16 protein-coding genes and 1 pseudogene are annotated in these 16,591 nt (G+C 41.0%); 11 read left to right on the plus strand and 6 right to left on the minus strand.

From position 1 onward, the window contains the following. Positions 1-66: 66 nt before the first annotated feature. From RMY63_RS30130 to RMY63_RS30140, 3 genes are all read right to left on the minus strand, one after another. On the minus strand, positions 67-1,248 hold the full coding sequence (locus RMY63_RS30130) for a class I SAM-dependent methyltransferase (protein ID WP_322732233.1): 1,182 nt from the start codon (positions 1,246-1,248) through the stop codon (positions 67-69). Between the two features lie 82 nt (positions 1,249-1,330). After that, positions 1,331-1,660, minus strand: coding sequence for a XisI protein (locus RMY63_RS30135; protein ID WP_322732234.1), 330 nt, complete (start codon positions 1,658-1,660; stop codon positions 1,331-1,333). Further along, positions 1,648-2,064: a XisH family protein gene (locus RMY63_RS30140; protein WP_322732256.1), complete on the minus strand. Its 417-nt coding sequence runs from the start codon at positions 2,062-2,064 to the stop codon at positions 1,648-1,650. The genes RMY63_RS30135 and RMY63_RS30140 overlap by 13 nt, the downstream gene beginning before the upstream one ends. Positions 2,065-2,313: 249 nt before the next feature. Here RMY63_RS30140 and RMY63_RS30145 point away from each other — a divergent pair, with 249 nt between their 5' ends. Genes RMY63_RS30145 through RMY63_RS30160 form a run of 4 tightly spaced genes read left to right on the plus strand, consistent with a single transcriptional unit; the run spans position 2,314 to position 5,836 of the window. Further along, positions 2,314-2,973 carry a vWA domain-containing protein gene (locus tag RMY63_RS30145; protein ID WP_322732235.1) on the plus strand — a complete coding sequence of 220 codons (660 nt, stop codon included), beginning with the start codon at positions 2,314-2,316 and terminating at the stop codon, positions 2,971-2,973. 10 nt (positions 2,974-2,983) lie between these two features. After that, on the plus strand, positions 2,984-3,757 hold the full coding sequence (locus RMY63_RS30150) for a PP2C family serine/threonine-protein phosphatase (RefSeq protein ID WP_322732236.1): 774 nt from the start codon (positions 2,984-2,986) through the stop codon (positions 3,755-3,757). Between the two features lie 6 nt (positions 3,758-3,763). Then, entirely contained in the window at positions 3,764-5,497 is a 1,734-nt protein-coding gene (locus tag RMY63_RS30155; RefSeq protein WP_322732237.1) for a tetratricopeptide repeat protein, read from the plus strand. 39 nt (positions 5,498-5,536) lie between these two features. Next, positions 5,537-5,836, plus strand: a complete 300-nt coding sequence (locus tag RMY63_RS30160; RefSeq protein ID WP_322732238.1) for a barstar family protein — start codon at positions 5,537-5,539, stop codon at positions 5,834-5,836. Positions 5,837-5,891: 55 nt separating this feature from the next. Here RMY63_RS30160 and RMY63_RS30165 read toward each other — a convergent pair whose 3' ends face one another. Continuing rightward, entirely contained in the window at positions 5,892-6,233 is a 342-nt protein-coding gene (locus RMY63_RS30165; RefSeq protein ID WP_322732239.1) for a hypothetical protein, read from the minus strand. A gap of 192 nt (positions 6,234-6,425) precedes the next feature. Here RMY63_RS30165 and RMY63_RS30170 point away from each other — a divergent pair, with 192 nt between their 5' ends. After that, on the plus strand, positions 6,426-7,160 hold the full coding sequence (locus tag RMY63_RS30170; RefSeq protein ID WP_322732240.1) for a 2-phosphosulfolactate phosphatase: 735 nt from the start codon (positions 6,426-6,428) through the stop codon (positions 7,158-7,160). Here the strand turns inward: RMY63_RS30170 and RMY63_RS30175 are convergent, their stop codons facing one another. After that, positions 7,161-7,691 (minus strand): hypothetical protein, encoded by a 531-nt coding sequence (locus RMY63_RS30175; RefSeq protein WP_322732241.1) that lies wholly within the window; start codon positions 7,689-7,691, stop codon positions 7,161-7,163. It lies immediately after the preceding gene. Positions 7,692-8,200: 509 nt separating this feature from the next. Here RMY63_RS30175 and RMY63_RS30180 point away from each other — a divergent pair. The 4 genes and pseudogenes from RMY63_RS30180 to RMY63_RS30195 form a co-directional block, all read left to right on the plus strand. Further along, positions 8,201-11,500, plus strand: a pseudogene (locus RMY63_RS30180) (phycobilisome rod-core linker polypeptide); the annotation flags it as partial. A 396-nt stretch (positions 11,501-11,896) separates the two neighbouring features. Continuing rightward, positions 11,897-12,385 (plus strand): allophycocyanin subunit alpha, encoded by a 489-nt coding sequence (gene apcA, locus RMY63_RS30185; protein WP_322732242.1) that lies wholly within the window; start codon positions 11,897-11,899, stop codon positions 12,383-12,385. A gap of 65 nt (positions 12,386-12,450) precedes the next feature. Then, on the plus strand, positions 12,451-12,939 hold the full coding sequence (apcB, locus tag RMY63_RS30190) for an allophycocyanin subunit beta (RefSeq protein ID WP_104908010.1): 489 nt from the start codon (positions 12,451-12,453) through the stop codon (positions 12,937-12,939). Positions 12,940-13,161: 222 nt separating this feature from the next. Further along, positions 13,162-13,368, plus strand: a complete 207-nt coding sequence (locus RMY63_RS30195; protein ID WP_292746978.1) for a phycobilisome linker polypeptide — start codon at positions 13,162-13,164, stop codon at positions 13,366-13,368. 81 nt (positions 13,369-13,449) lie between these two features. Here the strand turns inward: RMY63_RS30195 and RMY63_RS30200 are convergent, their stop codons facing one another. After that, positions 13,450-14,517, minus strand: coding sequence for a hypothetical protein (locus RMY63_RS30200; RefSeq protein ID WP_322732243.1), 1,068 nt, complete (start codon positions 14,515-14,517; stop codon positions 13,450-13,452). A 469-nt stretch (positions 14,518-14,986) separates the two neighbouring features. Between RMY63_RS30200 and RMY63_RS30205 the strand changes: the two genes are divergently transcribed. Continuing rightward, positions 14,987-15,748, plus strand: coding sequence for a class I SAM-dependent methyltransferase (locus RMY63_RS30205; RefSeq protein ID WP_322732244.1), 762 nt, complete (start codon positions 14,987-14,989; stop codon positions 15,746-15,748). After that, a complete protein-coding gene (locus tag RMY63_RS30210; RefSeq protein WP_322732245.1) occupies positions 15,745-16,479 on the plus strand; it encodes an iron-containing redox enzyme family protein in 735 nt (244 codons plus the stop codon). Before RMY63_RS30205 ends, RMY63_RS30210 begins: the two co-directional genes overlap by 4 nt. Positions 16,480-16,591: the final 112 nt, after the last annotated feature.

A 16,591-nucleotide genomic window follows, 5' to 3' on the forward strand; every position in this document is an offset into this window, starting at 1 on the left:
GCATCGGAATACATTGTTAATGCGTTCGCCTGCATTAAATACGCTATGCTTTTACACAAAACTGTACTAAGCAGGTGTCAATAAAATTAGCTGCTGCTGAAGAAGGGTTCTTACCCCATCCAATCCCAATTGTACACTTGCTAAAATATCTGCCACTTTTGAATTAGCATCACATCTTTGCATAAACTCAAACTCTGCTACAGATAAATTAACAATTTGGTAATCGTAATTAAAGAAACATTGACTGGGAAATCCTTCAATACAAGGATTCAGTTCGGGAATCGCTGCTAGTAGAACATTATCCTCTGACCAGTCAGCTTTGATTAAAGGAGGACGACCGAGGAAAAACTCGTAATGAGTTACTTCTGGGTCTAATAATTCTATCAGGCGATAAAGCTGGCGATCGCTCAATTCTTTTGCCCGTTCTACTAACTCTGGTGCTTTACCTAAAAGTCTCTCCAAATCCCAGAAACTCGGATTCGAGAAACCAATAAATTCCAATCCCGCAGCATCAATTAATTCAAACAGCGTCTCAATGTTATAGTCAATTTCTTGAGGATGAACGTACATATCAGCAAAGTATTCATCCTTGTTGTTTTCTAGCGACCAACGTTGTTTATCGTATTTGACAATTCGGTTATTTTCTGGTAAAGAATTAAATATCTTTCGTCCGACTTGGACACCATCGCGGTAGTCGCCTTTTTTGTCACCTTGAATAAGTGCGATCGCTTTTTGCATAAGTTGAATTTCCCAGCGTCCCAACTCCCCATACACAAAAATGTGCATCAAGCCGCCTGGGGCTAACTTCTTCGCCAAAGCTTGAATACCGCGAATAGGATCGGGGGTATGATGCAAAACGCCAACACAGTTAATTAAATCAAACTCACCGGGCAACTGTTCGACGTCAAACAAACTGAGGTGATGAAATTCAACGCGGTTAGCCCCTGAACGCTGACAACGTTCTTTTGCTACGGCTAAAGCACCTGTACTAAGGTCAATTCCGACAACAGAAGCTTGAGGATTGAGGTGAACCAAGTACTCTGTACCCACACCAGTACCGCAACCTGCATCTAAAATCCGAATATCTTGCCTTTGGGGTTTTTGACCCGTGCAGAAATTATGAGCGGCTAGCCAATTCCAGCGCCAGTTGTAGCCTGGAGGTGGTTCATCCAACAGGGCTTCCGGCGGAAAGGGATATGTATTGTAGAGTTTGGCAACAGCAGCACTAACAGTTTGGGAATCGGACATGATCAGGAATAACGCAGCATTTCTGAGTTTAGCGGATAGTGGCTGATGAGAGCAAAGATTACTATTGCTTATTTACTGCTACTTATCCAACACCAAAGTCAGTAAATTCGCGTTTATAAGGAGCATGAAATCCTAATACAATATCTTCTTTAGGTACTCCAGCAGCAATTAATTCATTAGCGATACCGATTTCTGTACCATCTCTTTGTATCCAAATTTTTTTTTCTTTGATATCAACATGAATGATGACTCCATAAATTCTCCGTTGTTCTTTCCAGCCAATATTTAAGACTTGATAATGATGGCGTTCTGCGTCAAACAATAATTGAACCTCTGTGCCATTAGCTACGTCATTAGCGGAATGGTTGCTTAAAATATCTTGAATAATTTGAGAGTAATTTATTCCTTCCATAAAACAATGTCCTGACTTAAAGAATTAAATATTAAAAGTTTAATTTGATATTCTTTTAAAGAATCTTGAATAAATTTACGTGAGAAAAAGTCTTGGTATGTATCTTGGCTAATAGCTAGATATAGAATACGTTCTGGTTCTTCTTTTTTTAATGCTAGCCGATAATTCAAGGTTTGACCTAAAGCGAGATGAAATTCCGTTACTTCAGATGCACCTACAAAGGATTTAATTTCTACAGCTATTTTTTGACCTTGTTTTTGTGCTGCTAATAGTCTTTCTGCTCCTAAATCCACAAAAAATTCAATGTCATCAACTTTCAGATGCAGTGGATCATGGGTAATCATCCAACCATCTTTTTCTAAAGCAGTGCGAACAGATTGATGGAATATATCTTTAGAAGGCATAGGTATCGTAAAGTCTGGCAACAGCAGCGCTAAGGTTTGGAAGTCTGACATTTCAGGAGCAATATTGCAGCAATTCTGAGTTTAGCGAATGCGGAACACTTCAGGTATACAGATAATTGCGATCGCCATCAGCCCATATATTTTAAGCAGAGAAGTTGTTTCAGTAAAAACACTAGTGTTTAAGTATTTATTAGCTAATAAAATTTAATTGTAATTTTGTATAATAATTTACTTGATCAGGAGTATTTAATGGCTGTAGGAATGCCGGAATTCGTTGAAAATCCAGAAAATCGTTGCCCTGTAATTCTGTTACTCGATACTTCTGGCTCTATGTCAGGTCAGCCTATCCAAGAGTTAAATCAAGGACTTGCTGCTTTTAAAGCAGATGTACAAAAAGATTCACAAGCATCGCTAAGTGTAGAAGTGGCCATGATTACATTTGGCCCTATAGTTAAGCTGATACAAGACTTTGTGACGATTGACCAATTTACACCGCCTACATTGGAAGTAGATGGTGTTACCCCAATGGGTGGGGCGATTGAGTATGCTTTGGATTTTCTAGAAAACCGGAAACAGACTTATAAAGACAACGGTATTCTCTATTATCGCCCTTGGGTATTCTTGATTACAGACGGAGCGCCAACTGACTCCTGGGATTCAGCCGCGCAAAGATTGAGACAAGCAGAAGCACAAAGCGGACTATCATTTTTTGCGGTTGGTGTAAAGGATGCTGATACGAATATCCTCAAACAAATTTCTCCTCCTGAACGTCCACCAGTTAAGCTAAATGGCTTAGATTTTCGTGAGCTGTTTGTCTGGCTTTCTGCTTCAATCAAACGGGTTTCTAGTGGCAAAGTGGGGCAAGCTGTAGCTTTACCGGCTATGGGATGGGGTCAAATTACTAGTTAGAGGAAATTTTGTGGATTGGAAAGCTGTTACACGTTCTGAGATTGGAACAAGTCATCAAAAACAGGGGATAGGTTGTCAAGATTATGGGGATTATCGCATCTTTAAGGATGTGATTGTAGGCGCAGTTGCTGATGGTGCTGGTAGTGCTAAAAATTCTGATATTGGTTCTAAGTTGGCGGTAGAAACGGTACTTAAATGCTTTTTTGATATTAATGAATTTCCTCAGAAGCAAGCTTTTTCTCAACCACTGTCCAAAGAAGAAGCTCAGAAAGTGTTTGCTGAGATTGTGAACCAAGTTATTACAGAATTACATAATCAAGCAGACAAAGAAGATTATTCTGTCAATGATTTAGCTTGTACGTTATTATTTTTCATTGCAACTCCTGACTGGTTTGCAGCTATGCAAATCGGGGATGGATTTATTGTGGTGCGTTCTCAAGAGTCAGAATATAAACTGTTGTTTCAGCCAGATAAAGGTGAGTTTGCTAATGAAACAACTTTTATTACCTCAACAAATGCACTAGAAGAAATGCAGGTAGAGGTTATTTTCCAAAAACAAGAGTTTATTTGTGCTTCCACTGATGGACTAGAAAAAGTTGCAATTCGCTTGAGCGACTGGAAACCCTTCCCACCTTTTTTTAAACCTTTGGAGGAATACTTACACGAAGCTGTTAATCCAGAGGATGAAGATAAATATCTGACAGAATTCCTCAACTCGGAACGGCTAAATTCTCGCACTGACGATGATAAAACCCTACTTTTGTGCTTGTTTGATAGAGAGTAAAATTCGATGACAGTTCTCACCTGTGCCAGTACGGGTCAATCGATTACTTTGCTGGGTGAACCGCTCGCTAATAGTGGTGAAGGTAAAGTTTGGCGAACTAATCGCAATGGTTACTTAGCAAAAATTTACCACTCGCCAACTCCTGAGCATGTGCAAAAGTTGGCGGTGATGATAACGCACCGACCCAAAGAGCCAAATTCTCATCTCAATCATATTTCTTTTGCTTGGCCTAAGTCGGTACTGAAAGATGCTCAGGCTAATTGTGTGGGCTTTTTAATGCCGGAAATTAAAGAAGCAAAAGAACTTATTGATGTATACAATCCCAAGAAAAGAAAGGATTTGAAACTTAACGTTGATTGGCGTTTTTTCCACACAACAGCGTTGAATATCACCTCAATTATTGAAGCAATTCACATTTCTGGCTATGTTTTGGGTGACATCAAGCCGCAAAATATTCTTGTAAATGATCGCGCCTTACCTTCAATTATTGATACTGATTCTTTTCAGGTTCGGAATCCGAAAAATAATAAGGTTTATCGTTGTCTAGTTGGTACAGACGGCTTTACACCACCAGAACTGATTGATAAAGATTTTTCTAGCATTGATCAAACGGAAGTACACGATCGCTTCCGGTTAGCAGTCATTATCTATCAGTTGTTGTTTGGTGGCGAAAGTCCTTTTGCAGGAAAGTGGATAGGCGCGGGGGAAACTCCAGAAACTAATGAACTTATCCGCCGGGGTTTATGGCTGTATGCACCAAATAGTTTAATTCAACCTGTAGAAAGGACGATTCCTCTTGAGATTGTTCACCCAGAGGTTCAGCGATGTTTTCTCAGATGCTTTAACAATGGTTATAAAAATTCTAACTTGCGCCCAACTGCTGGGGATTGGGTAAAGGCGCTCAGACTTGCTGTTAATGAGTTAACTATCTGTGGAAAGGTAGACAGCCACTACTACAGCCGAACTTATGGTAAGTGTTATTGGTGCGATCGTTCTACAAAACTTGGTATTGATATATTTCCTATATTTCCTAAAAAACGTATCCTTTGTAAAGATGAAGATGCTGATGCTTATAACAACCGGGGATTTAGGCGCTATTTGGTGGGAGACACACAGGGGGCAATAAACGATTACAACCAAGCTTTGCGTATGAACCCTAATCATGCGATTGCTTACAATAACCGGGGGCTTGCACATTCTGCATTAGGAGACAAAGAGAGAGCAATAAACGATTGTAACGAAGCTTTGCGTATTGATCCCAACTTTACGCAAGCCTACATAAATCTGCTAATTATCCGTTATAAAATGATTGCTCTTATTTTAATAGGTTTAATAGCAGTTTCTTCACTTTCACTAATTATTTTTGCTAATAATTTGAATTCTGCAACAAATTCTAACCTTGATAAAGACTACGTGAACCGTTGTTCAGACCATGTGAACTTAAAAAATTATAGTGAGGCAATAGATGACTGTAACGAAGCAGTTAAGATAAATCCCAATAATGACGAAGCCTACTTTTTACGTTGTTCAGCCCATTTTCACCTGAAAGATTATAGTGAGGCAATAAATGACTGTAACGGAGCAGTTAAGATAAATCCCAATAATGACAAAGCCTACTTTGTCCGAGGTGCTAGTCATATTATGAATGGAAATAAGCCTCAAGGAATGGGAGATTTACGGAAAGCTATAAGTTTAGAAAACGAAGCAGCTAAGGAAATCCTCACAGATATTCAACAATAGTCAGATAATCAGTAATATAACCATGTATTATACAAAGTAGTGGAACAAATAGCCGCAGAACCAGGAACTAAAGTTTTTTATCTTGATGGTAAAAAAATTAATAGTAAAGAAACATTTTTAAGTAAAGCTGCTGAAGCAATGCAATTTCCTACATACTTTGGTGCTAACTGGGACGCTTTTGATGAATGTATCACTGATTTAACATGGTGTCCGGCTGAAAGATACGTAATATTGTATGATCATGCTGATATATTTGCTCAAGCTGAACCGACACAGTACCAAATAGCATTGGATATTTTAAATTCAGCTGTTCTCCTATCTTATGCGTTGCGTGACTAGTGGATGACTATTTTGAAATAACGACAGATGTCTGTATCTAATATCCAGATAATACTCACTCTGTCCCATTCTCCAAGTCCATTTGACTCCGTTCAGTTTCTATGTATTCCAGCACCTCAGCAAAAAGAGGGTTATCTTTGTGCATTCCTGCAAATTTCATCCAAGGATGTTCAGTTTGGGTAACCTCAATTTCTAAAGTTACTATTTCTGGTTCTCGTTCTTGTAAAATTTGAATTAGTTTTTCTAGTGCTTCTTCTTTAGTCATACCAGAGCTTTTAAAATCTGGCAAGCCTACCACTGTCGCAGTAACTCCGCCATTTTGTTGATTTTCAATCAGTACATCATAAGTTAACTTAGGTGCATTTGTCTGAGAGGTAGTTTTTACAGTTAAATTCATAATATTTTGAACCTGGAAGTTTTATATTAATTAAAACTGCTGAACTACTTACTGCTAACTTTTAGTTCGTAGTCAGGGCTTCATCTGTCAAATTAGCACTCTTCGTGCTTACTACAAACCTTTAATTATTTACACTTGCTTGGTTAATTTGTGCTTTTATTTTTATCATAATTGTCTTTTGCGATCGCACCAATGATTTACAATCAATCAGAGTTTAATTTACGCTGTGAGTGGGGTTCACAAGGAGTTGCTCAACTCGCTCCCATCAGTGATGTAATTGTGATAGTTGACGTTCTCTCTTTTTCTACCTGTGTAGAAATTGCTACCAACAACGGCGCGATAATTTTTCCCTACGCAATGAGAGATGAATCTGTTATAGATTATGCCAAATCAGTACAAGCAGAGTTAGCAAGTCATAGACAACGTTGGACTACAACTGGATATTCTCTCTCCCCAAAATCGGTGACTCAGATTCCTGCTGGAACCAGACTAGTTTTACCATCACCTAATGGTTCTTTTCTGACTTTACATACAGGAAATACACCAACTTTGGCTGGCTGCTTGCGAAATTGCCAAGCTGTGGCGCAGTTTGCTCAAAAGTATGGTGAAAAAATTGCTGTGATTCCTGCCAGTGAGAGGTGGAAAGATGATGGTAGCCTCCGCCCTGCATTTGAAGATTTAATTGGTGCTGGGGCAATTCTCAGTTATTTAAATGGCAGTCTATCACCAGAAGCCGAAGTTGCTGTGACAACATTTCAGGCTTTTCAGCAAGATTTATTGGGGTACTTGAAAAAATGCAGTTCGGGTAAAGAGTTGATTGAAAAAGGTTTTGAGTCAGATATTGAACTGTCTGCCGCTTACAACGTAAGTGGGTGCGTGCCTTTGTTTACTGAAAATGCTTATGTAAATTCCAGCAAACACAATTAATTAAACGTCGCACTGATTGGTTTGACAATATTTGGCATTATCTATAAACTCTTGCAATTTATTCAAGGGAATTATCTGCAATGATGACCCACCTTGTACCTCAGCAGCGATGTAAGCAAACTTTTGCCCACGATAAAATTGGTCACGCCCAACTTTGCTGACATAGCGAGACTTCTGAAAGTCATTGGCAATATTAGAATTATAAATATTTTGTAACAGTTTCACTGCATTGGCATTTTTTGTGGTGAATTTGAGGCGCTTATCACCACTAACGGTTATGCCTTCTTTAGTCACTGTCCCATTTTCAGAAGTGACATCAGCATAAAAGTATAAATTTCCCTTTGTACCCTCGTAACCGTGGGCTTCGCTGTTGTATCTCAAAGCTGGTAGTTGAAGTCTAGTCTTTGCCCACTTCACAACGGTATTGATGTTTTGCTCTGGAAGTGCATTTGCAGGAGTGACAGCTACAATAACTGCGATCGCAGATAGGGTAGCATTGAATAAATAGTTAAATTTACAACTTTTGTGCATAGTATTTCCCCTGCATATAAATACGGACTATTTGCAGATTAAAGCACCACAAATTAAGAATTCATTACCGTGCAGTGTCAGTTGCAAATATGAGTTTTTTAGTAGCAAAAACAACTTAACATCGACTAATAACCACTGTCCAGTGACTAAGTACAACATTTATTAATTAGTAGTAAATTCTCTGCGTACCTCTGTACCCCTTTGTGTTTAAATAAAAAAGACAGTTCCCAACTTACTACTTAGTTACAAAACTTAGACTTAATTTCAGACAAACTGGAGTATGCACTTTTAAGACTAGAGACATTTAAGATACAGGTTCTACATACTTCTTAATAAATCCGCCTTGAGAACGCAAAACGTTCTAATCTAAAAGCTAACTGGGTTAATTTACTGGCAGTTTTGCAGGCAATACTCTCAAGCTCATAAAGCACAGACACACCGATGTGTCAAGCCTCAAAGCGATCCAGACTTAACATATAAACGCTTATGATGGGAGTTTTACAAATCCGATGAGTGTTAAGGCGAGTGGTGGAAGCTCGGTTGCGCGTCCGCAACTATATCAAACCCTAACTGTATCCACAATTACCCAAGCGGAGCAGCAAGACCGCTTCTTGGGAAATGGTGAACTAGATGAACTGGCAAGCTATTTTGTATCTGGTGCAAAGCGTCTAGAAATTTCTCAGACGCTGACAGACAATGCCGAGATTATTGTGTCTCGAGCTGCCAACCGGATTTTTGTTGGTGGTTCGCCAATGGCTTTTTTAGAAAAGCCCAGAGAAATAGAAATAGTACCTGTTAGTGCTGGTGCTAACGCTCAACAAGGGATGCAACTAGGAACCGTAACCTACGTTGAAAGTCGTGGTGGGTTCCTAGAAAATTTACGCTCAATATTTAACTCATCCCCCAGCGGCCCTACACCTCCAGGTTTCAGACCAATTAACATTGCTCGATATGGCCCAAGCAACATGGCCAAGAGCTTGCGGGATTTATCCTGGTTCTTGCGCTACGCTACTTATGCGATCGTTGCTGGCGACCCCAACATCATAGCGGTGAATACAAGGGGTTTGCGGGAAATCATTGAAAATGCCTGTTCTGGTGAAGCAACGCTAGTAGCTTTGCAGGAAATCAAAGCCGGGGCACTTTCATTTTTCCGCAACGATGCTGAGGCTACAGAAATTGTGTCTCAGTACATGGATGTTTTGTTAACAGAATTCAAAGCAGCCACACCTTCAAACAAATTACGCCAACGTCCCTCTAGCGATCAGCAAGGGTTAGAACTGCCGCAAATTTACTTTAATGCAGCAGAACGGCGTCCCAAGTTTGTGATGAAGACTGGGTTATCAAGTAGCGAAAAAAATGAGGTAGTCAAAGCGGCCTATCGGCAAATCTTTGAGCGCGACATTACCCGTGCTTATAGCTTATCCATATCTGACCTGGAATCCAAGGTAAAGAATGGTGACATCTCTGTGAAAGAGTTTGTCCGTCGTTTAGCTAAATCTCCCCTTTACCAAAAACAGTTTTACCAGCCTTTTATTAACAGCCGAGTCATCGAACTAGCTTTCCGTCACATTCTGGGACGGGGACCAAGTAGCCGCGAAGAAGTACAAAAATATTTCTCGATTATTTCTATCGGTGGTCTGGCAGCTTTAGTAGATGCCTTAGTAGATTCTGCTGAATACAGCGACTATTTTGGTGAAGAGACAGTACCTTACCTCCGGGGTCTGGGTCAAGAAGCCCAAGAATGTCGTAACTGGGGGCCGCAACAAGACCTGTTTAACTACAGTGCGCCTTTCCGCAAGATACCTCAGTTCATCACCACATTTGCGGCTTATGAGCAACCGCTACCAGATCAACATCCCTACGGTTCTGGTAACGACCCCTTGGAAATTCAGTTTGGGGCGATTTTCCCGAAAGAAACTCGCAACCCCAGTACCAGTCCGGCTCCTTTTAGTAAGGATACCAAACGCATCCTGATTCACCAAGGAGCAGGGATTAATAACCAAAATAGTAATCCCAAAGCGCGGGGTGAAGCTCCTGGTACCCTTGGTCCCAAGGTGTTCAAATTAGACCAACTGCCTGGTACTAGAGGTAAAAAGGCTCCTAAAAGTTCTAGCATCAGATACTCCGAAAGCTCTACACAAGCAGTAATTAGAGCTGCTTACCTGCAAGTTTTCGGTCGCGATGTCTACGAAGGTCAGCGCCCGAAGGTATTAGAAATCAAGCTGGAAAACGGCGACATCTCGGTACGCGAGTTTATCCGTGCTTTAGCTAAGTCGGATGTATTCCGCAATCTGTACTGGTCATCGCTGTATGTTTGTAAAGCGATCGAGTATATTCACCGCCGCTTGTTGGGTCGTCCGACTTATGGTCGTCAAGAAATCAACAAGTACTTTGATATCGCTGCTAAACAAGGCTTTTACGCGGTGGTTGATGCCATTATTAACAGCGTAGAATACAGCGAAGCCTTTGGTGAAGATACAATTCCTTACGAACGGTATCTGACTCCTGGTGGTGTAGCAGGGCGACAATTACGCGTTGGTAGCATTCGTGATGATATTGCCGCGAAAGTCCAGAAGGAAGTAACACCAAGCTTTGTGACACTGGGTACTGTAACAGAAAATCGGTCAGAACCAGATATTCAGTTCCGTATTAACCAAGGTGTCAGCAAGCAACGGGAACAGACCAAAATCTTCAAATTGGTTGCGAATACTACTGACAAGGTTGCAGTAAAAACTTTGATTAGCGCTGCCTATCGTCAGATTTTTGAGCGGGATATTGCACCCTACATCGCCAAAAACGAATTTACCAAATGGGAAAGCAAGCTGGGGAATGGCGAAATTAGTGTGAAGGAATTTATTGAAGGTTTGGGTTACTCTAACCTTTACCTGAAAGAGTTCTACACACCTTACCCCAACACCAAAGTGATTGAGTTGGGAACCAAACACTTCTTGGGACGTGCGCCACTAGACCAAGCAGAAATCCGCAAATATAACCAGATTTTGGCTACTCAAGGTATTCGTGCCTTTATTGGTGCTTTGGTAGATAGTGTGGAATATAACCAGGTGTTTGGTGAAGATACGGTGCCTTACCGTCGCTTCCCGACCCTGCCAGCGGCAAACTTCCCGAATACAGAGAAGCTTTACAACCAGCTGACCAAGCAAAACGATGACGTGGTTGTACCTAGCTTTAAGCCAGTACAAGCCCGTGTCGGAGTTAGTAACGATACACAGCTTTTGGTACAGGCGATCGCAGATATCGCATCACAAACAAATGGTCAGCCATCCTTTGCGGAACTGGGTCGTTCCTACAACGATGCTAGCGGACAAACTGTGGAAATGGGTGTGCGTAAACATGCACGCATTTACCGTCTAACAGAAAACACCAATCAAGACGAAAAACAACAGGCAATCAACGCCATTTATCGTCAAGTATTGGATGTATTTAGCGGTGAATTGCCCGATCATTTCCGTCGCACTGATTTAGATAACAAACTCCAAAATGGTGAAATTTCCGTGCGGGAGTTTGTGCGTGAACTAGCTAGTTCCCAAATCTATCGCCAGCGCTTCTTATCACCTTATCCTCATACCAAGGTCATTGAGTTCCTCTTCCGTCATCTGTTGGGGCGTACACCCGCAACTCAGGAAGAAATTGGCCAATATAACAAGCTGCTAGCCGATAGTGGATTGTCAGCTGTTGTAAAAGCAATAGTCGAAAGTCCAGAATATAACCGCTACTTCGGTGAAGATGTTGTACCTTACAACCGCTTCCCATCTTTGCCAGCAGGTAACTACCTCGGCAGTGTACAGGCGGGTGATTAGGGACTAGGGACTGGGGACTGGGGACTGGGGATTAGAAACTTAATTTTCTTTCCAATACCCAATGCCCAATCCCCAATCCCCATTCGTAACCTTTCGTAATACCGCTCTCAGATTGCAGTAAAAACAGTAAATTCTGAAAAGCAATATTACAAAGTATTAAGAGCAGTCATAAATGCTCAACAGAATGCCGGAAAATGTTTTGCGGAAGGTAGCTGAGTTTAAAAGCTTGTGTACTTATGTTGACTCAAGCAAACTCGTAATTTATTAGCCGTAGCAGTTATAAAACTGTTGTGTCTAAAACGACGAGAAAATAAACTCAGTCAACCAAATCAAAGTTGCACCAGTTTAATCAAATCCTGGTTTCATTCGTATTGGAGGAATCCATTAATGAGTATCGTCACGAAAGCGATCGTGAATGCTGACGCAGAAGCACGCTACCTCAGCCCTGGTGAATTGGATCGGATCAAATCCTTTGTTGCAGCTGGTGAGCGCCGCCTGCGGATTGCTCAAGTTTTGACAGACAATCGCGAACGGTTAATTAAAGGAGCTGGCGATCAACTGTTCCAAAAGCGTCCTGATGTTGTGTCTCCTGGTGGTAACGCTTACGGTCAAGAATTGACTGCTACTTGTCTGCGTGACCTAGATTATTACCTCCGCCTCGTTACTTACGGTATCGTTGCTGGTGATGTCACCCCCATCGAAGAAATTGGTGTTATTGGTGCCCGTGAACTATACAAGTCCTTGGGAACTCCTATCGATGGTGTTGCTGAAGGTATCCGCGGGCTGAAGAATGGCTCTGCGTCACTGCTCTCTGGTGATGAAGCTAGTGAAGCTGCTGGCTACTTCGACTACCTAGTTGGTGCCCTTCTAGGATAGGGTAAAGCTGTTTACCTACTTAAACAGAAGTATTGCAATACGGTTGGAAATAAGGAATTAACAACATGGCTCAAGACGCAATTACCGCTGTCATTAACTCCGCAGACGTTCAAGGTAAATATCTAGACTCTTCTGCTTTAGAAAAGCTGAAAGGCTACTTCTCCACTGGCGAACTGCGGGTACGTGCTGCTAGCACCATCAGCGCTAACGCTGCTGCGATCGTCAAAGAAGCTGTAGCAAAATCTTTGCTTTACTCTGACATCACCCGTCCCGGCGGCAATATGTACACCACCCGCCGCTACGCTGCTTGCATTCGTGATTTGGACTATTACCTTCGCTATGCCACCTACGCTATGTTAGCTGGCGATCCTTCCATCCTAGATGAGCGTGTGCTCAATGGCTTGAAAGAAACCTATAACTCCTTAGGTGTTCCCGTCGGTGCTACCGTACAAGCTATCCAAGCAATCAAGGAAGTAACTGCCAGTTTGGTAGGTTCTGATGCTGGTAAGGAAATGGGCGTTTACTTAGACTATATCTCCTCTGGCTTAAGCTAAGAACTAGTTTGCGCTTAAGAATTTAGGTGCGGCTTTATTAAGGTCTGGAAATCAACTGTGAGTGCTAGAACGTTATATTGCTTATCTTGGTAAATTATCAGTGATGAGTGTTGGTGGTCTAGTATTGATGTTTGATTTCCAGCCTTTGAATGATTAAAAGATTTGCACTCAAGATTTTGAGATAAAAAAGTTTTCGCAAAGTATACAGGAGATTTTCAAGATATGTCCCGTTTGTTTAAAATTACTGCTCTAGTTCCCAGCCAAACCCGAATTCGTACTCAACGCGAACTGCAAAATACTTACTTCACTAAGCTAGTTCCTTATGAGAACTGGTTCCGCGAACAGCAACGCATTCAAAAAGCAGGTGGCACAATTATCAAGGTGGAACTAGCAACTGGCAAGCAAGGCGCTAATACTGGCTTGTTGTAATTCTGTAAATAGAATATTATTTTAGGGAATTGGATAAGAGGTCGAGTAAGACCTCTTTTTTATGGCTGAGATTTTTGCAAATCAAAAGTTAAACATATTTAAAAGGCGATAACCTCGAGTGTAAAGTGGAACTGGAGCGTCAGCGTTCTGTCTATTCTTAGTCTGTTCAACAGTTTCATCAAACACAATTAGCGTTTCTTTCCCAACTTTCAGCCAGTCTTGATATGGCACGCTCATATCTTCTTCAATACCACCAATATTAGGTGCGACCATTGCCCGGTAAGCTTCATTAAATTTCCTGCGAAACCGGAAATCTACTGAAATTCTTAGACCTTCTGCTTTCCTTCTTACTGTTTGATGCAATCCACGGGCATCATTAAAGTACATTGTGCCGTGTTGTAGTTGTGCTTCTGTGTAGGAGACAACCATCGGAATATCCCGACCTTCATCGAAGTCTGACATCACTTGCATAGACTGTAATTCCATTTCACGGGGCATTTCACCTGCTTCGATGGTGATATTATCGATGTCGCCAAATAATGGCAGAACCACTACAGTTGCATCAGCAGCAACACCCGCCCAGACATCGCTATGGCACTTTGAGCTAGCGAAGGGCAAACCCAACTTCTTGGCGTCAGTCTGGCCGTAGACCATACGGAGATTTACTGGTAAATCCACTGCATCAATCAGGTCATTTGCTCCTAGTTGGTAGAAAGCCTCTGCGACGCTTTTTTGAAAAAGGTTAAATGCCAGAGTATGTTCTCGCTTGGGCATTAAAAGACCAGTGCCGGTGTAGTTGGGCAAATTACTTCTTGCTTCCAGCAGTCGTTCAAGCATTTCAGCTTCCGAAAGAATGATGGGACTATTCAGACACGCTGAAATATAACCAGCAGCAGCAATTCGGATTTGTTGGAATAATTCAGGCTTTAATGTGTGTTCAAACAGTAGTCGGTACTGTCGCCTTGTAGCAATTTTATCGGCAAGCTCATCAAAGAGGCGATCGCCAAGCTCAGAAAATGCGTAGGCGTAGCCCGTCGTAGACATCGCACGCTCATATTGTAAGCGATCGCGCACTGGTGATTCTGCTAACAGTTCTTCTAACATCATTTCTTCCAACGTTATTCTAAATCGGCTAAATAACTCATACATTCAAAGCCATTCCGTTTTCAAAACGAATCTGGCTATTACAAATTAACAATATTTTTCTCTTGATACTTCGTAAAATATACTGTTTTATTTTTCTTAATTCTCTTAATTAAAATAATTAATTTTAACTTTATTAGTAAAGCTCAGATGAAGTTAGAGCTTAAAAACCAAAATTTCTATATATGAAGCTGCTGTTAGCTAAGTAACAATTCAAGTTGATGAAGTTAAATCTAACTTAGCTACTTATATTTAAAGAAACTAACAAGATAATCATATTTAAGGTAGTTTTTACTAGGAAAGTAATAGTTTTTAAATGCAAAAATCATCAACAAACTAAAATCAGTAAAATCAACATTCTCAGCGAAGCATATTAATTGTTAAAACATCTACATCAGCTATTTTAGTCTTGCCAGACTAAATTGATGAAGACAAGCATAAATTAAGTATAGATAAACACTTAAAATTGTCAAATGTGAATCATAAAAACTCAACTAAAAACTTATATAATCGCACAGCATCAGAATGGATTAGAGGAGAACCTACTTCTTTATCAGACTTTACAGCACGCCCTTTTGTACTAGAGCTTTGTGAGCCTGTTACTGGGTTGCGAGTACTTGATATAGGTTGTGGAGAAGGTTATTGCAGTCGAGAATTATGCCGACGTGGCGCTGCATGGGTGCACGGAATAGACCTTTCCGAAAGCATGATTGCAGCAGCAAAATTGCAAGAAGTAGAAGATGCGTTGGGTATTAGCTATGAAGTAGGATGTGCTACCAATCTCAAGCAGTTTGATGATGGCGAAATTGACTTAGTTGTTGCAGTGTTTCTATTTAACTATTTGACAATTGCTCAGACTCAAGAATGTATGGCAGAAGTTGCACGCATTCTTCGTCCAGGCGGTCGATTTGTATTCAGCGTTCCCCATCCATCTTTTCCATATATGCGGGAGGCGGCATATCCGTTTTATTTTCAAGTTGAAGGTACAGGCTACTTCAGCAAGCGAGATCAGCAGTTTCCTGGTCGTATTTGGAAACGAGATGGTTCTTGGCTAAATGTGCAATTGATTCATAAAACTCTTGAGGATTACTTTAATGCTCTTAAAATTGCTGGCTTCAATACGATGCCAATTTTACAGGAATTGCGTGTGACTCCAGAACATATCGCAATAGATGAATCATTTTTTAGCCCCTTACTTGACCAACCCCTTCATCTAGCCCTACAAATATCACGATGACACAAACATCTTCTTTAGTGAGAAATTCCTTCCGTGAAATAACGGTTAATCATCCTCTATGGAATCATGAGTTTCTAATCCGCTGTCAGACTGGAAATTTATTTTTACCAGACGTACAGGTACTAGCTGTCCAGATGTACAAATTCTCCAAAGAATTTAATCGTATTTTAGCTAGCATCTTGTCTTGCTGCCAAGATGAAGCTAGTCAGTTAGTCATCTTGGAAAATCTATTTGACGAAATGGGACAGGGAGATATAAGTCAGTCTCACCCAGAATTATTTCGTCAATTTACCCGCGCACTTGGTATCCATGACGAAACTCTGGCATCACTACCCACTGCACCTGAAACTCGCGCCCTTATTGAAACCTACTTGCAGATGCCACATAAGTACGGCTATTTAGCTGCGCTCGGTGCCGTCTGTTATGCTTCTGAAGGAATTGTTAGCTCGCTGTACACGCAACTATACAAAGGAATTGTTGGCGCTACTCCTTTACCCAAAGAATCGCTGATCTTTTTTGAAGTCCATATTGATGTGGATGATAGTCATGCAGCGAAGCTAGCAGCAGTGATTGAGCCTCAGATTACCATGAATGAAGAAGATATCAAGATAAAGCTGGCTATTTCAGAAGCTATGGATGCCCGTCTCCAATTTTTTAACGGTATTCAGCGTCAAATCTCTAAATATAGCTTTTATCCTGAGTCATGGCTGCCTTTTGATGAATCCCTGTAGTTAGTCAAGCTGAAATTGATGGGTAAAGAAGTTCGTAGTAAGGACTAAAGTCCTTACTACAAACCCTCAAAACTAGCTGGGTAAAAGGAATAAGTGAAAATACGGTTGTAAT

The organism is Nostoc sp. ChiQUE01b, assembly GCF_034531255.1.
Classification (GTDB): domain Bacteria; phylum Cyanobacteriota; class Cyanobacteriia; order Cyanobacteriales; family Nostocaceae; genus Nostoc.

What these genes read in the sequence shown, in the direction of transcription:
- RMY63_RS30140 (WP_322732256.1), bottom strand. Translation starts at nt 2,064, where the DNA reads ATGCCTTCTAAAGATATATTCCATCAATCTGTTCGCACTGCTTTAGAA.
- apcB (WP_104908010.1), top strand. Translation starts at nt 12,451, where the DNA reads ATGGCTCAAGACGCAATTACCGCTGTCATTAACTCCGCAGACGTTCAA.
- RMY63_RS30200 (WP_322732243.1), bottom strand. Translation starts at nt 14,517, where the DNA reads ATGTATGAGTTATTTAGCCGATTTAGAATAACGTTGGAAGAAATGATG.
- RMY63_RS30195 (WP_292746978.1), top strand. Translation starts at nt 13,162, where the DNA reads ATGTCCCGTTTGTTTAAAATTACTGCTCTAGTTCCCAGCCAAACCCGA.
- RMY63_RS30170 (WP_322732240.1), top strand. Translation starts at nt 6,426, where the DNA reads ATGATTTACAATCAATCAGAGTTTAATTTACGCTGTGAGTGGGGTTCA.
- apcA (WP_322732242.1), top strand. Translation starts at nt 11,897, where the DNA reads ATGAGTATCGTCACGAAAGCGATCGTGAATGCTGACGCAGAAGCACGC.
- RMY63_RS30155 (WP_322732237.1), top strand. Translation starts at nt 3,764, where the DNA reads ATGACAGTTCTCACCTGTGCCAGTACGGGTCAATCGATTACTTTGCTG.
- RMY63_RS30145 (WP_322732235.1), top strand. Translation starts at nt 2,314, where the DNA reads ATGGCTGTAGGAATGCCGGAATTCGTTGAAAATCCAGAAAATCGTTGC.
- RMY63_RS30210 (WP_322732245.1), top strand. Translation starts at nt 15,745, where the DNA reads ATGACACAAACATCTTCTTTAGTGAGAAATTCCTTCCGTGAAATAACG.
- RMY63_RS30130 (WP_322732233.1), bottom strand. Translation starts at nt 1,248, where the DNA reads ATGTCCGATTCCCAAACTGTTAGTGCTGCTGTTGCCAAACTCTACAAT.
- RMY63_RS30165 (WP_322732239.1), bottom strand. Translation starts at nt 6,233, where the DNA reads ATGAATTTAACTGTAAAAACTACCTCTCAGACAAATGCACCTAAGTTA.
- RMY63_RS30175 (WP_322732241.1), bottom strand. Translation starts at nt 7,691, where the DNA reads ATGCACAAAAGTTGTAAATTTAACTATTTATTCAATGCTACCCTATCT.
- RMY63_RS30135 (WP_322732234.1), bottom strand. Translation starts at nt 1,660, where the DNA reads ATGGAAGGAATAAATTACTCTCAAATTATTCAAGATATTTTAAGCAAC.